The following is a 14,678-nucleotide window of genomic DNA, read 5'->3' as shown; positions in this document are numbered from 1 at the left end:
ATTGCTTCACACTGTTTTGTCTTTTAAGAAACTTTTGGGATTAGCTTTTGACCAATTTTGCTAAATACTCTCCAGCTACGAGCATTCGAGAGCCATACCAAAACATTTCGCCATCAACTAGTACTATTTCCGTATTTGGTAGAAAAGATTGGAACTCTGCTAGGTGTTTTTGTTGAAATGGAAAAGGTTCGGAGGCAAGAAAAAGCTTATCGAGCTTAGCATCCGCTAGCTGTTCTTTTGTCAAAGCAGGATATCGTGATTCTTCGTCCGTAAAAGGGTTTTGAAAACCCATTTTATGCAACACATCATTTATATAGGTTGACCCACCAACGACCATATATGGTTTTCGCCAAATAACATATGCAGCTTTGCTGTTCTCTTTACCTTCTATAGATTGAAAGGATTTTTGGCAAGAAGTTAAGAGAAGGCTGGCGTTCTCTGTAGTTGCTGTCACCTCACCTAATGTTGTGATAAATCGATATGCATCCTTTATAGATTTTACCTCCAATACAAATACCGGTGCTATTTTTTCGAGTGCCAGCACCATTGCTTCTGTATTTTCCTCTTTCTCAGCGAATATAAGATCTGGTTGGAGTTCTTTTACTTTCTCCAGATTTACTTCTTTTGTTCCACCAACAATTGATACAAGATCAACTGCGCCTTTAGGAAAGATGCAATATTTTGTCCGGCCAATTACTTCTTTTTCTAAGCCGAGAGAAAAAAGTGTTTCGGTAATGGCGGGGCAGATGGAAATAATGCGCTTGGGTGATTTAGGAATAACAACCTGTCTGCCAAGGTGGTCTATTACTTCACGTGCCATCATATCCCTCCTTTAATAAGAAAGCTTTCCCATTCTTCTCGTAAAATCCCCATCCGAATCGAATCGTAGTAATGTCCGTTATAGTATCGTACTTTACGAATACGAGCCTCCATTGTCATTCCTAGTTTTTCACCAACTCGAATCATACGATGATTACCTGACCAAGTTGTAAAGCCAACTCGGACAAGAGGTAGTGTAGTGAATAAATGATTCATCCAAAGGTTTAAAGCACGTGTCCCTAATCCTTTTCCCCAAGTACCTGCTTCATGAAATCCAATGCCCATTTCCAACCATTTAGAAGGTTCATGCTCCCAATAATAAGAAACGATTCCTCTTAATACTCCATCTACTTCAATTCCCCAGAAATTTTCTCTATCAATATATGAATCAGCCTTCTCCATAAATTGGTCATACGGTACTGATTTATATTCATAGTAGGGGGCATCCCATTTTTTCCACTCGGGCTTTTCGTCCTTGCACATTAATTCCCATAGTCTAGTTAAGTCTTCACGTTTAATAGGTCTGATAACTAATTCATTGTCTTGATACAAAGTTATTCCTCTTTTCATCCTGTAGTTTTTATATTTTTATTGGATTGAAAAGAAGAAAGTGAATTTCTCTTTACTTCTCAATCACCTGTAGAATGTTTTTCATAATAATCACTCCTCAATTGTTAGTAACTTAAGTATATATAATAGTTCCGAAAATTCATATATTTAAAGGAATAAAAGAAGAAATGGCGAATTTAATGTAGGGGGTGAGAAGATGGTGGAAAAGAAAATTTACTTAATCAGACATTGTAAGGCAACGGGCCAAGAGACTTCCGCAGAGTTAACAAACGAAGGAAAAGAAAAAGCATTAGTGCTAGTACCCATTTTAGAGAAATTTCACATCGATTCTATTATTTCGAGTCCATATAAAAGAACGCTACAAACGATTAAACCGTTTTCGGAATGTAGTAGAATTCCTATTTTTATAGATGAAAATTTACAAGAACGAGTGCTTAGTGCTGATCCTATGGAAGATTGGAGAGAGCAATTAGAGAAAACATTTATAGAGAGAGATTTAACATTTCCAGGTGGAGAGTCTAGTAATTACGCATTAACACGTATCAGGAAAGTAGTGGATGAGGTTTTCGAAAATCAGCAAATGCATAGTGTAGCCATTGTTTCGCATGGGAACATTTTGTCCCTGCTTATTAATCACTATGAAACAACATTTGGATTTACTCAATGGCAACAGATGAAAAATCCGGATATTTTTGTACTGGAAAAGGTTAATGACATTATCCATATAAAACGAATGGAACAATAAAAAAATCCTGTGTATGTATATAACAACAGGATTTACTTCTTAAATTTCCCTATTCTTTTGCACTTGGCGTAATTCGGTTGCCGCTCATTTGTCGTTCTTGTTCTAGCTCAGCGATAATGTCATTATCTTCTGCATTATCTCGTGTTACTTTTTGGGTAAGTATTGCTCCAACTGCAACCAATATCATGACCGCAATATAATATCCTTTTTCATTTAACTGCAAGTTATCTGCATTATATAGACCAATACTGAACAAGAAAACACCAGCAAATAGCGTAAAATAAGCCAATACCGTAAATGCCATTGTATTTCGTCTGCGATACCTTTTTTGATGCATGATATACTCTCCTTTAAATTGGTTTCATTGCTATTGTATGAATATGAGGAATTTATAGAATAGGTAGGTGGCTAAGTGTTTTCATCCCAAAAGATGTTTCTTTTTCTTATCTTACTGCTTTTTCTTTTGCTTGTTTCATGTAGTAACCAACTTCCTCTTATCACCGAGGAGTTGGAAAAGGTGATTATCAAATGCATAGGTTCCGAAGAACTACTGCAAGTAAATGATAAAAAGCTGCTTAAGAAAGTTTTAAAGGAAATCAATAATAGTAGAAGAGAAGGTACAGAAGAAATGGAATTTCCAGAAGGCCACGATGTCACAGTAGAAATGGTGTCTGGTGAAGCGTACGATATGACATTGTTTGATAATGGCAAAGTGTTAATGAAGGGTTTTTATGTCCATTCTGATATTTCAAATTTCTGTGAGAAATAAAGGAGGAAGATGATGATTCATAAAAGTGATTTGACTATAAGAGCTATGAGTGAAAGAGACTATCCTTACATGGCAAAATGGCTGAATGATGATTTGGTTATAGAATATTATGGACCGAGCCTAACATTGGAACAAGTTATTGCAAAATATGGTCCGAGAATTAACGGGGAACACTATGTGAAACCTTGCATTGTGGAATATAGAGATAAACCGATAGCCTATATGCAATATTATAGAACGCCTAAAGAGCAATCTAAATTTTACGGCTATCCTAAGGAAGAGTCTATATTCGGGATTGACCAATTTATCGGAGAACCTAAATTATGGAGTAAAGGGCTAGGGACTCAGATGATTAGTGCTTTGTTAGAGTTCTTGAGTTCAAAGCTTGATGTGTCTAAGGTGGTTCTGGATGTCAAAAGAACTAACTTACAGGCTATTAAGTGCTATAAGAAATGCGGGTTTCTCATTGTGAAAGAATTAGAAGATACTCATCTTTTAATGGAATGGGCGAAAGCTTGAAAATAGATAATTTAAAGAGTGAACTTGTGTTGCTCCAGTCATTCATTTATTTTGATGAAAACGATTTTCTTCGGGAGAAATGTTCGGATGAAGATTTTTTGAAAAGAGTAATTAACGAATTTGAAAGAACAATTTATAACTCGAGTAGCTCATGTCCACTAGAGGATTTATTATTTCTTTATGGCACGATTGGAAACTTGTATAGGATAAAAGGAGAAGTGAAATTTGCGATTGGTGCTCTTTCTAAAGCAGTGGAATTAAGTGAAGGAAACAAAAAACTAGTTAATCTTATTCGCTTAGGAGAGGCTTTGAAATATGCAGGTCAACATCAAAAGTCATTAAGTGTGTTTAACGGTGTAATTGATCAATGTGCTAAGAAGGAACATTTTCAGCTTTTAGACTTTGCTTATCAGCATAAAGGGAAATGCCTGTTAGAACTAGAAGATAAAAGTCAGGCTAACGAATACTTTCAAAAAGCAATGGAGTTACGCATTAAAAAGGGTGATGAATCTCTTATCAAGTCCACTCAAGTAGCAATCGACTTTGTAGGAGGTAGGTAAATGTTCTATAGAAGGAAATACTATATAGTGAAAAAAGAATTTGTGGAAAACTTTAATAGACTCTTCAAGGAAATTAACTTGCCGAATCAGCTAAAAAATGGAGCCCGATTAGTTGGAAGATGGATGCTCGATTCGAAAGGAGATAATGTCGAGATCTTTGCTATATGGGAATACGATAGCTACGAGGATTATGCGGAAATTGAGTCAGACATTAGAAGTGACCGAGACCATATAGACCATGTAAATTCCTGGTATGACCAGCATGGTGGGAAGTTGTATGTACAACAAAAGTACTTTGTCCAAGTTAAAAATGAATCTTTAACTAGCACGTTGGATAACTCGAGTACGTGAATGGTTTATAGATAACTAGAGATTAATGAGGATGTACAAAATAAAAAAGGGAGGATTGTTATGAAACAAGCATTATTAATCATTGATGCACAACAGGAATTAGTAGAAGGGAATGAAAAGGAGGGGAGTGTTTTTCAAAAAGAACAGCTAATTGAAAACATTAACTTAGTTATTACAAAAGCTACTGAATCAGATGCTTTGGTAGTTTTTGTTAGAGATACAGATGTTGCGGAAGGAAAAGGACAAGGCTTCCAGGTCCACAGCGATATTATTATACCCACTGATTCGAAGATATTTGATAAAGCCGCTACGAATTCATTTTATGGAACTGGATTAAAAGAATTTTTTGAGGAGCGGGAGGTTAAACACGTTGTCATTATGGGCTGCCAGACTGAGCATTGTATAGACACAGCTGTACGGACCGCAACTGTATCGCAATTGGATGTCACTTTAGTTGGAGATGGGCATTCTACGAAAGGTTCCTCAATTCTTACGCCTGAACAAATTATTAACCATCACAATAAAGTATTACACGGACATTATAATGTAGATAATTTTTCGATGGTAAGAAATGCTGCAGAAGATTTGTTTCAGCCATTACATGATTCGCATCGATGATATATAAGCCGCTCAATTAAAAGTGACGCTCACTCCTTCCATATATATTTTCTGTAAAATACCAGGTAAATCAACAACTATCATTGTTGATTTACCTGGTATTTAATTTTATGGAGTAAAAATAATTACTTTAAAGAGAAATTTAGTTGCTTTTTAGAGTAAAATAATTTACTATATAAAGTAACGGAGGAGGGGTAGTATGGAAGATATTCGATTAAATGTTGCCTTATTAAGAAGGAAGGTTCCAAATTTGACGACGGCGGCCAAATCTATAGGGATTAGACCAGCGACTGTCTCGAATTTATGTACTGGAAAAATTGATTTAGGAAAAGCGGAGGTTAGAACCCTTGTAGGTCTAGCTTCTCTAGCAAATTGTACGGTAGATGAATTAATCATACGGGGGGAGAAGTTGGATATGATTGAAACAAGAATTAAAGCATTAGATTTTTTTGCACCATTAGTGAAAGAGGGTACAACTGGTTTAGTTGCACGACCTGGAATGGGGCAGCTAGTTATTCTTGCAGAACTTATGCACAGATTTAAGGATAGTGATTATACAACGATATTTTTATTGCCTAAAACACAACGAGATGCACTTGAAACAGAGGGTATTACTGGGTTAGCGAATTATTTAACCGAATCCACAGAAGAGACATTTTCAAAGTTATCCGAAATTTCTGGGGATATCCTGTTGATAACAGATAATAGTTATGTGGTTTCCGGTCAGTTATTAGATCTGCAGGAAAAAATGATCAAAGAGGGAATTAAAAACGTTACGACAATACTATTGGACCTTTCTGGAGAAGTTGTCGATGAGGATATTCCTTTTGGACCGTTAGAAACAGTTTGGCAGTTGGATGCTGACCTCGCAGCGCGTCATCTCTATCCCGCTATTCAACCTATTATTTCCACTTCCTCCCTGATGGAAGGGGTGGATGTGGATCAACGTCACTTTAACTTAAGACAAAGAGCCCAGAAACTACTTAGACGTTATAAAGAACTTCGATCATTAGTTTCTGTCCATGGATTAGATAAAATTAGAAGTAATGAATTAGAAACTTACGAACGTGGAGAAAGATTAGAATCCTATTTTACGCAACCCTTTTATGTTGCAGAGTCCTTCACAGGTCAAACTGGACAAGAGGTTTCACTAACCCAAACACTACAAGATGTCGAATATATTTTAGATGGAAAAGCTGATGGAAAATCAGTAGATAGTATGAAATATATAGGTAGACTAATTTAATAATTTTGTACTAAAATTCTGGGACAAAATTTTAAGAACAATAAAGTTTTCTTGGCTTTCTATTAGGTTTCCACTACAGTTGTTTTCCGTTACGGCGGACGCTTTCCAGGGGCACGGCTCGAGCCTTCAGTCTCTCACTCGTGCTGTTCTCCCAGGAGAGTCGCCGCCTGCACTTCAAACAACCAGTATATAAAGGTTCTATTATTTTCTATTATCTATCAAATAAGAAAAAAACGTGAAATCGGACCGATTTCACGTTTTTAAATTTAAAGACAGCCGTATGTCACAGCCTCTTTAGCACTCATCATTGGAATCATACGATAACCTAGAGTTTAAATCCTCCCTCAAAAGGAGAAGCTACTCTAAAAAAGGGTGTTATTAATGACGACTTCTATAGGCACTTCCGCTGATTATAATCAAAACCCTCATAAAAAAGCATATACCAAACAGAATATGTGGACGGGTATTTTGTTTGGATTTGGGATTGTGGCATTTATAGATGAAGTAGTTTTTCATCAACTTCTGCATTGGCATCATTTTTACGATAAATCTACAACGGATATTGGACTAGTATCGGATGGGCTATTTCATGCGTTTAGCTTTATAGCTACGATAGGTGCCTCATTTTTACTTGCAGACCTTCATAGGCGTCATGCGTTTTGGTTGAAGAGATGGATGGGTGGGATCCTTCTAGGCGCAGGAGTTTTTCAACTATATGATGGAATCATTCAACATAAGTGGATGGGCTTACATCAAATCCGTTATGATGTGAACATTCTTCAGTATGATTTAGTATGGAATATTTTGGCCGCTATTATGATTGTGATTGGAGCGGTTCTTATCTATCGTACGAAATCATAAATGGAGGTAATAATTTTAGATGCATACGCACGAACAGTATTCTGCAGTCAGCCCCCAAGTTTTGTTGGCAATTCCTTTTTTGTTGTTATTTGTTTTTTATATTTTGGCAGTAGATCTGTCCAATCGAAAGAAAAAGCGATGGCCAGTATACAGAGCTGTGGCATGGAGCATGGGCATCTTATGTGCATTGCTCGCTGTAATTGGTCCAATTGCAGATATAGCGCACTCCGATTTTTCTGTCCATATGATTGGTCATGTATTACTTGGAATGTTAGCGCCACTGTTCATGGCTTTAGGCGCCCCGATAACGCTTCTCCTACGAACAATTAGTGTACCTATAGCTAGGAAACTAACTTCAATTTTGCGTAGTCATCTAGTTCATTTTTTTCAGCATCCTATTACTACTTTCATATTAAATATAGGTGGGTTGTGGTTGCTTTACACAACTGAATTGTTTCATATGATGCACGAATATATGCTCCTATATGTAATCATTCATGTTCATATTTTTCTAGCTGGGTATGTATTTACGATTTCCATTATTTCTGTTGATTTGGCACCTTTTAAAAAAAGTTATTTATATCGTACGATCGTCTTTCTTTTTGCTTTAGCAGGCCATGCTGTGTTGGCAAAATATATATATGCCAATCCTCCAGTTGGGGTTTCAAAAACCCAAGCAGAATTAGGTGGCATGATTATGTATTACAGTGGGGATACTGTGGAGGTAGGACTAATTGTTATACTTTTTTATCAATGGTACAAAAAAAGTCGTCCTAAATTCCATATTAGAAAGGAAGGATTTGCTATCAGTACTAATAAAAAATTTACCGTAGTTGGCACAGACATTGAGGAAGTGAAAAGATTAAATGCTAATTCAGGTATGAGTTATCGTGAAATAAATGAATGGTTTGCAAAGCAGCAAGCTAAATCACACTCATCAAAAAAGAGGTAGATAGGAGCTGAAACAAATGTACATGAAAGCCTTTTTGATGAAGTTTGTCATGATTACCTTGGTGTTATGGGTAGTTTTGGGTATATTTTATGATGTATCTATTCCGGATATACTCGTTACTAGTGTGGTTCTTTCGGTAGTAGGATATGTAGGAGATATTTTTATATTACCTAAAATAGGAAATGTATGGGCAACAATAAGTGATTTTGTCCTTGCTTATGCGGTAATTTACTTTTTAGGGTCTACTATATATGAACAACCAATGGCTCTTGGGTCGGCAGCTTTTATCTCGGCATTGCTATTAATGATAGGTGAACTCTATTTACACCGATATATGCACACAAATATCTTCGAACCGAAGAAATCTAATCCGGATGAAAAAACAGGATATTACAACCGGACGAATCTACAAACGGAATTTGCCGATGAAGTGGATATCGATGCTTTAGCGAACCAGGGGCGAGAAAAAAGAGCTGATAAAAAGTTCTAGACCAAAGTATATAATTCACCATTCAGACCATTCTAATATGGTCAAGGAGGTGAGCAGTCATGGGAAACAATAATAACCGCAATAATAACAACAATAACCGCAATAACAACAACCAAAACAATCCAGCTGAGTTTGGTGAGGATTTCAACTTTGACAATTTAAACGAGCAAAATCAAAACGAACAAAATAAAAGAAACAACCAAAATGAGCGCAATAACAATCGCAACAAAAATAATAACAACATAAAATAATTAGCTTGTAATACAGTCATTCCTAAAGATAACTTTAGGAATGACTGTATTTTGGGTTTATAAATGGAACAAGTAAGGTAAATAATAATAACAACATAAAGTAGGTGAAAAAATGGATAGTATAGAGATTAGACCCTTGGATGTTACGAATGCATACATGACTTATCTATTCCCATTCTCTTTTCGAGAAAAAGAACGGAAGAAGTTAATGGAGCAGCTAAAAAAGCATCATTTCACCTTTTTCACTTTAGACAAAGAGGAACTACAAGATAAATATTATGGAGATGATATAAAAATAGTCCATGAAGAATTAGATCAGTTCTTTTTGCCGTTCATCGAAGATAAATTATTCCCTACTAGTACGAATAATAGGGGTTTTTTGCGTTATTCAAAAGAAGTAGAAGAATCTTTTACACTTGAGGTGAATGAGAACAATTTTGATTTTATCATTAACAGTGTGGATATTACTTTATGTCCATTTGGTATTGGGATAATTACTCTTCGGACGACTATGGATGAAGAGCAGGAAACATTGACCAATATTGTGGACCACATTGCTCATTTTCGAGTGTTAGAGCCAAAGCTTCCTTTCGATAAAGGCTCTAAAATTCACCGGAAAAACAAAGTGTACGGGACGACCAACGAGCTCGTTTTTGATTATATATGTCAGCCTATAAAACCGTTTATCATCCACGATGAAAAGCTTGCGGGTTATTATGGCAGTCTACCTTATTTTGAAGATGAGCGAATGCATAGCTCTGTCTTTTTAATCGCCAAAGATCAATCTGAGATTACAGAAGATCAGTTGTTTCGTTTAGCGCATTTAGATGGAAAGGATATAAACGGGAATGAGTTTATATCTAGCTCCAATGCGGATTATGTGAAGCGATACGTTGCCGACCATGTCCATAATCGCTGGGCACCGAGTACATATACAATTGCTTCAGAGCATACCCAGGTTACTCTTTCTAATAAGAAAAAAAAGCAATTAGAGCAAGAGATTTCTCAATTTATGAGTGTGCATTACTATAATTTAATGCTTCATTATTACTATAAAATTATGTTGTTGAAGGTTGCTTTTGAGCATAGTGAGGTTAGTTGGGCAAAGGATAAAAGATATGTGGAAGAGTTAATAGAACTCATATCAAAATTTTATTCTCGTTATTATTTTGAAGAGGTTTCTACTAGGTCCGAAGGAAAAGAGCTTACGCGGCAGTTACGTAAAGTATTCCGTTTGGAGGGTCTTTTCGATGAAGTGAAACAAACTGTAGATGATCTATACCGTGCTCAAGACAATCAATCAGACAAACGAAATAATTCACTGTTATTTATGTTAACTATTTTTACGGTAGTGTCCGGTATTTATGGGATGAATCTGGTGATTGAGGATTGGAAGGGAAAAACAGATTGGGGGAAGGTTCCGGGTTACTCTTTTTTTGAATGGATTTCCCTTATTACTGCGTTAACGGGAATTGGCTTATCTATTGCCTTAATTGGATACACAGGAGGTAAAGGAATTTACGATAAATATCGAAAATGGAAAAGGGACCGATCTTAAAACTTCTTATCAATGGATGAAGAAGTTTTTTGTGTTTCCTATTTCAAGCTATATCCCGTATATTAGATTATATAATAGAATTGCAAAAGAACGGGGTAAAAGAAGTGAATCAAGCAAATACATCTAAATCAATTGTGTTACCATTAATCATTTCCATTATAGCGATTTCGTTTGCGGCCATTTTTGTCAAATGGTCTCATGCACCTGCAACTATATTGAGTATGTACCGAATGATTTTAGCGACACTGTTGCTATTACCTGTCGTATGGTTAAAAAGAGCAGATTTCAAAAAAATAGCAAACAAAGAATGGATCCTGCTGTTTGTTGCAGGTATGTTCTTAGCTTTACATTTTGCATTATGGTTCGGTTCTTTAAAGCTAACAACAGTTGCCAGCTCCACTATTATTTTAGCACTCCAACCGATTATTGCCTTGATCGGTGGTGCCCTATTATTCAAAGAGAGAACGACTAAAGCAGCACTATTGACTATGGGTATTGCAGTTATAGGGGCAGTGATGATTGGTTGGGGCGATTTTGGACTGAGTAGAAATGCCATTATTGGAGATATTCTTTCATTTTTAAGTGTTATTGCTGTGGTGGGATATTTATTAATTGGGCAAAAAGCAGTAAAGAAAGTGTCGCATTGGATTTATAGTTTTACTGTTTTTGGGTTTGCGGCGATAGCACTCATTGTTTATAACTTGCTGACAGGCGTAGTAATGGTTGGCTATGATTTAAAAGAATGGGGAATTTTCTTGTTATTAGCCATAGTACCGACTATTTCTCACTTGATCAACAATTGGCTGATGAATTATGTAACTGCCACTACTATTTCTATGAGTATATTAGGGGAACCAGTAGGGGCAACCATTCTCGCTGCTATTTTCCTAGGCGAGCGATTAGTAGGCTGGCAAATTGTTGGTGGATTTCTTGTGCTCGTTGGAGTGTTTTTATTTATCCTGCAGCAGATGAGTCGGTACCCGAAAAATAAAGAGAAAAATTAGGATGTTTGTTTCCCGGGAAATAATTTAGTCGAGTTATGTAATATTTTTCACAGGAGGAACGAACGTGGCTTACTATACATACGAGCAACCTATTAATATTGAGGAGACCCCGAAAACCTCTGTTTATAACGAAAAGGGAGAAATTATTTATACCTTTCAACGGTATTATTCCAATGGTTTGAAGAAAAGATTGGATAAACTAATGGATTACCGTTATTTTCTTTGGTATAACGTTTACGACACGAAGGATGAGTTAGTCTTTATGTGTAAAAAAGTATCCCGTAAAGGAAAAGTCTATTTTGAGGCCTTCGACTACATCGACCAAAAGAAATACATGGTTGCGTATGACAAGTGGAAAGAGCTCGTACCTGATTTACTTATCACAGATGGACATTTGCAAATAAAATTAGATAAGGAAATGGAAGATTGGTGTAAGTTTATTTACAATGAAAGCGAAATTGCGAGATGGAAAGCGACTTTAGACAATGTCTTTCAAATGAAGCTAGAAGTAAAAGATCATTCTCCAGTGAAAAATGCAGCATTGTTTATTGCCATTAGCCAATGTGCTTTGTATATAGGTTCTTAACTTAAAGAGTAAATCAACTTGAGGGGTGATTAGTTTGAGTATATATGATATTAAAGTGAAAAAATCAGATGGTCATGAGTATGAGTTAAATGAGTACAAGGGAAAACCTATGCTAATCGTTAACACAGCAACAAAATGTGGTCTAGTAGGTCAGTTTGATGGACTTGAAAAGATATTCAATGATTATAAGGATGAAGGACTTGTAGTACTCGGATTCCCTTCAAACCAATTCAAACAAGAGTTGGGTAATGCAGAAGAAGCAGAGCAAGCGTGTCGAATGAGCTATGGAGTCACGTTTCCTATGCATGAAATGACTAAGCTTAATGGAAAAGATGCACATCCTCTATTTCAATATTTAACTACAAATAGTAAAGGTATTTTATCGAAAAGCATTAAGTGGAATTTTACTAAATTTCTTGTCGATAAAAATGGGGAAATCATAAAAAGGTATGCTCCAACAGATAGCCCAGAATCGATAAAAGCTGACATTGAAAAAATGATTAATACATAATTCCAAGCCTGAATAGTAGATATTCAGGCTTTTTTGGAAGAAAATATATAAAAATAACCCTGAGCACTAGGGTCAAGGGACTTGAAAGAATGAATATTCCTATAATTTTTGTGACAAGGGGAATTCGATCTAAGTAACCGTTAATTTATACTATATTGTGTGCAACTTTTATATCACGAGCTTATTGAATGTAGCGCAGGTCGGCGTCTCCTGTGGAAAAGCACGAGGGAGAGACTACAGGCTCGAGCCATGCCCACGAAAAGTGTCCGACCGGAGTGGGAATCAATAGAATATATGGGCTTTGTTTCTAAAATACCGGGCATCTTTTTGCTCGTTTTTTTGTGTTTAAAAACATAGGATAAAGGGAATAACAGGAAAAAAAGAAAGTGGGGAGAACACATGGGGAAATTAGTAGAAAAGGAACAGGTACTTCTAGCTTACTATGTTTGTAACTTCTTGGAGAAGAATGAAAAAAATGAAGGAGAACTTAGAGAGGCTTTAAACAATGTAGGTGAAAATTTAACAAGCATTCAGACAGAACTGAACGATAAAGGATTATTAAGTGATCATGACCGAATGATCACAAATGAGGGAATACTATATTTGGACAATATATTACACATCCAATCTGATGCAGTAGAACGAAATAAATTAGCGTATTTAAAGGATAATCTTCTGACATATGATATAGAGTTATCCATTCCACAAATTAAGGAGTATATTCATAAGCATGTAGGAATTGAATAATGTATCGCGCACGTTTGCCTAGTTTCTACTTGGCAGACGTGTTTTTTGAATATCTATAGAAGAAAGGCATTATTTGTGGTAAGATTCTTCTTATTGAAATTTCAGGATAAAGAAGGAGTAGCGGTGGTAAAAACTAAAAAGAACAATCTTGGCGAAAAGTTGAGTTTATTCACACTTACTTGGCCGATATTTTTAGAAGTATTTTTGTTTATGTTAATGGGTATTGCGGATACGTTTATGCTCAGTGCAGTATCAGATAATGCTGTATCTGGAGTAGGCGCAGCGAATCAGTATATTCATATAGCCATACTAGTATTAGAGGTTGTCGGAAATGGTGCAGCTATTGTCGTGTCTCAATACTTAGGCTCGAAAAGATATTTAGAAGCATCGAAGATATCCGGTTTGGCAGTAACATTAAATTTATGTGTAGGGATTCTTCTGAGCATTGGTTTTGTTGTATTTTCTAAAAATATGATGATTGCGATGAATTTGCAAGGGGATGTGCTAGCTCATGCGCATCAATATTTGTCTATTGTTGGGGGAGCTATTTTCTTGCAGGCCATTATTAATGCACTTGCCGCTATCATTCGTGTTCATGGCTTTACGAAGCAGACGATGTTTGTTTCCCTTGGAATGAATATTATCCACGTTCTAGGAAACTATGTATTAATATTTGGGAAATTTGGCTTCCCAGAATTAGGTGTTCAAGGAGCAGCTATTTCATCTGTGCTTAGTCGTTTTATCGCGTTACTTGTATTTTTCTGGCTGCTGTACCGAGTGATGGAGTATCGGGTGCAGGTTAATTATTACTTTACTATTTCGAAGGAGTATATTAAAAAAATTCTAAGAATTGGTCTTCCATCTGCTTTTGAACAGATTTTATACCAAGGCTGTCAAATTGTATTTTTATATTATGTAACTTATTTGGGAGCAGAATCATTGGCAGCAAGGCAATATGCCGTGAATATATCGATGTTCACTTATTTATTTGCAATCGCCATCGGTATGGGAACAGCAATTATTGTCGGAAGATTTGTAGGGGCAAATGAAAAAGAAGAAGCATTTAAATCGGTATGGTTTAGTGTGAAATGGGCGATGATTTTTACGTTAACACTAGTAACGATTGTCATCATCCTTCGTTATCCATTAATGAGGTTATTTACGGACAATGAACAAATTATCAAAATTGGAGCCTCTGTGCTGCTACTAAGCTTTGCATTAGAAACTGGTCGCACCGTAAATATTGTCATTATCAATTCCTTGCGCGCAGCGGGGGATGCAACTTTTCCAGTAATTATGGGAGCATTGTCTATGGTATTGATGAGTTTACCGTTAGGCTATTTTTTGATATTTGTACTGGATTTAGGGTTAGTTGGTGTTTGGCTGGCAATAGCAGCAGATGAATGGACTCGTGCCACCATTATGTATTTTAGATGGAAAAGTCGACGTTGGGAAAGGTTCGCACTTGTGCATCCTAAAGAAAGGGAAGATGGGCTACGTGAAACCTAAGCGGGCTATTAA

20 protein-coding genes are annotated in these 14,678 nt (G+C 36.2%); 17 read left to right on the top strand and 3 right to left on the bottom strand.

Features of this window, described 5'->3' with window-relative positions; translation table 11 throughout:
• Window positions 1–40: 40 nt before the first annotated feature.
• On the bottom strand, window positions 41–820 hold the full coding sequence (locus ACIQX2_RS13260) for an ABC transporter substrate-binding protein (RefSeq protein ID WP_402851139.1): 780 nt from the start codon (window positions 818–820) through the stop codon (window positions 41–43).
• Window positions 820–1,371, bottom strand: coding sequence for a GNAT family N-acetyltransferase (locus ACIQX2_RS13255; RefSeq protein WP_402851137.1), 552 nt, complete (start codon window positions 1,369–1,371; stop codon window positions 820–822). Before ACIQX2_RS13255 ends, ACIQX2_RS13260 begins: the two co-directional genes overlap by 1 nt.
• 214 nt (window positions 1,372–1,585) lie before the next feature.
• On the opposite strand from ACIQX2_RS13255, the gene ACIQX2_RS13250 reads away from it, so the two are divergent.
• Entirely contained in the window at window positions 1,586–2,134 is a 549-nt protein-coding gene (locus ACIQX2_RS13250) for a histidine phosphatase family protein (RefSeq protein ID WP_402851134.1), read from the top strand.
• Window positions 2,135–2,183: 49 nt separating this feature from the next.
• Here ACIQX2_RS13250 and ACIQX2_RS13245 read toward each other — a convergent pair whose 3' ends face one another.
• On the bottom strand, window positions 2,184–2,471 hold the full coding sequence (locus ACIQX2_RS13245; RefSeq protein ID WP_402851131.1) for a YiaA/YiaB family inner membrane protein: 288 nt from the start codon (window positions 2,469–2,471) through the stop codon (window positions 2,184–2,186).
• A 180-nt stretch (window positions 2,472–2,651) separates the two neighbouring features.
• Between ACIQX2_RS13245 and ACIQX2_RS13240 the strand changes: the two genes are divergently transcribed.
• From ACIQX2_RS13240 to ACIQX2_RS13165, 16 genes are all read left to right on the top strand, one after another.
• A complete protein-coding gene (locus tag ACIQX2_RS13240; protein ID WP_402851128.1) occupies window positions 2,652–2,903 on the top strand; it encodes a hypothetical protein in 252 nt (83 codons plus the stop codon).
• Window positions 2,904–2,915: 12 nt separating this feature from the next.
• The gene (locus tag ACIQX2_RS13235; protein ID WP_402851125.1) at window positions 2,916–3,422 is read left to right on the top strand and encodes a GNAT family N-acetyltransferase; all 507 of its coding nucleotides are present in this window, start codon (window positions 2,916–2,918) and stop codon (window positions 3,420–3,422) included.
• 98 nt (window positions 3,423–3,520) lie between these two features.
• Window positions 3,521–3,982, top strand: a complete 462-nt coding sequence (locus ACIQX2_RS13230; RefSeq protein WP_402851122.1) for a tetratricopeptide repeat protein — start codon at window positions 3,521–3,523, stop codon at window positions 3,980–3,982.
• Window positions 3,983–4,333: an NIPSNAP family protein gene (locus ACIQX2_RS13225; RefSeq protein WP_402851119.1), complete on the top strand. Its 351-nt coding sequence runs from the start codon at window positions 3,983–3,985 to the stop codon at window positions 4,331–4,333. It begins immediately after the preceding gene.
• Window positions 4,334–4,393: 60 nt separating this feature from the next.
• The gene (locus ACIQX2_RS13220; RefSeq protein ID WP_402851116.1) at window positions 4,394–4,951 is read left to right on the top strand and encodes an isochorismatase family protein; all 558 of its coding nucleotides are present in this window, start codon (window positions 4,394–4,396) and stop codon (window positions 4,949–4,951) included.
• Between the two features lie 199 nt (window positions 4,952–5,150).
• On the top strand, window positions 5,151–6,197 hold the full coding sequence (locus ACIQX2_RS13215) for an ATP synthase beta subunit C-terminal domain-containing protein (RefSeq protein ID WP_402851113.1): 1,047 nt from the start codon (window positions 5,151–5,153) through the stop codon (window positions 6,195–6,197).
• Window positions 6,198–6,650: 453 nt separating this feature from the next.
• Window positions 6,651–7,058: a DUF2243 domain-containing protein gene (locus tag ACIQX2_RS13210; protein ID WP_402851348.1), complete on the top strand. Its 408-nt coding sequence runs from the start codon at window positions 6,651–6,653 to the stop codon at window positions 7,056–7,058.
• 19 nt (window positions 7,059–7,077) lie between these two features.
• Window positions 7,078–8,010, top strand: a complete 933-nt coding sequence (locus ACIQX2_RS13205) for a cytochrome c oxidase assembly protein (protein ID WP_402851111.1) — start codon at window positions 7,078–7,080, stop codon at window positions 8,008–8,010.
• Window positions 8,011–8,026: 16 nt separating this feature from the next.
• Window positions 8,027–8,500, top strand: coding sequence for a YndM family protein (locus ACIQX2_RS13200; protein WP_402851108.1), 474 nt, complete (start codon window positions 8,027–8,029; stop codon window positions 8,498–8,500).
• A 59-nt stretch (window positions 8,501–8,559) separates the two neighbouring features.
• On the top strand, window positions 8,560–8,751 hold the full coding sequence (locus ACIQX2_RS13195) for a histidinol-phosphatase (RefSeq protein ID WP_402851105.1): 192 nt from the start codon (window positions 8,560–8,562) through the stop codon (window positions 8,749–8,751).
• Between the two features lie 112 nt (window positions 8,752–8,863).
• Window positions 8,864–10,309 carry a magnesium transporter CorA family protein gene (locus ACIQX2_RS13190; RefSeq protein WP_402851103.1) on the top strand — a complete coding sequence of 482 codons (1,446 nt, stop codon included), beginning with the start codon at window positions 8,864–8,866 and terminating at the stop codon, window positions 10,307–10,309.
• A gap of 104 nt (window positions 10,310–10,413) precedes the next feature.
• Window positions 10,414–11,313, top strand: a complete 900-nt coding sequence (locus ACIQX2_RS13185; RefSeq protein ID WP_402851100.1) for a DMT family transporter — start codon at window positions 10,414–10,416, stop codon at window positions 11,311–11,313.
• 64 nt (window positions 11,314–11,377) lie between these two features.
• Window positions 11,378–11,899 (top strand): tubby C-terminal domain-like protein, encoded by a 522-nt coding sequence (locus ACIQX2_RS13180; protein ID WP_402851097.1) that lies wholly within the window; start codon window positions 11,378–11,380, stop codon window positions 11,897–11,899.
• 34 nt (window positions 11,900–11,933) lie between these two features.
• Window positions 11,934–12,410: a glutathione peroxidase gene (locus ACIQX2_RS13175; RefSeq protein ID WP_402851094.1), complete on the top strand. Its 477-nt coding sequence runs from the start codon at window positions 11,934–11,936 to the stop codon at window positions 12,408–12,410.
• Between the two features lie 399 nt (window positions 12,411–12,809).
• The gene (locus tag ACIQX2_RS13170; protein WP_402851091.1) at window positions 12,810–13,157 is read left to right on the top strand and encodes a hypothetical protein; all 348 of its coding nucleotides are present in this window, start codon (window positions 12,810–12,812) and stop codon (window positions 13,155–13,157) included.
• A 75-nt stretch (window positions 13,158–13,232) separates the two neighbouring features.
• A complete protein-coding gene (locus tag ACIQX2_RS13165) occupies window positions 13,233–14,666 on the top strand; it encodes an MATE family efflux transporter (protein WP_402851345.1) in 1,434 nt (477 codons plus the stop codon).
• The last annotated feature ends 12 nt before the right edge of the window (window positions 14,667–14,678 follow it).

The sequence above is a fragment of the Psychrobacillus sp. NPDC096623 genome (assembly GCF_044762655.1).
In the GTDB taxonomy this organism is placed as follows: Bacteria; Bacillota; Bacilli; order Bacillales_A; family Planococcaceae; genus Psychrobacillus.
Note: the sequence above shows the minus strand (reverse complement) of the source record. Positions and strands in the feature narration are given on the sequence as shown.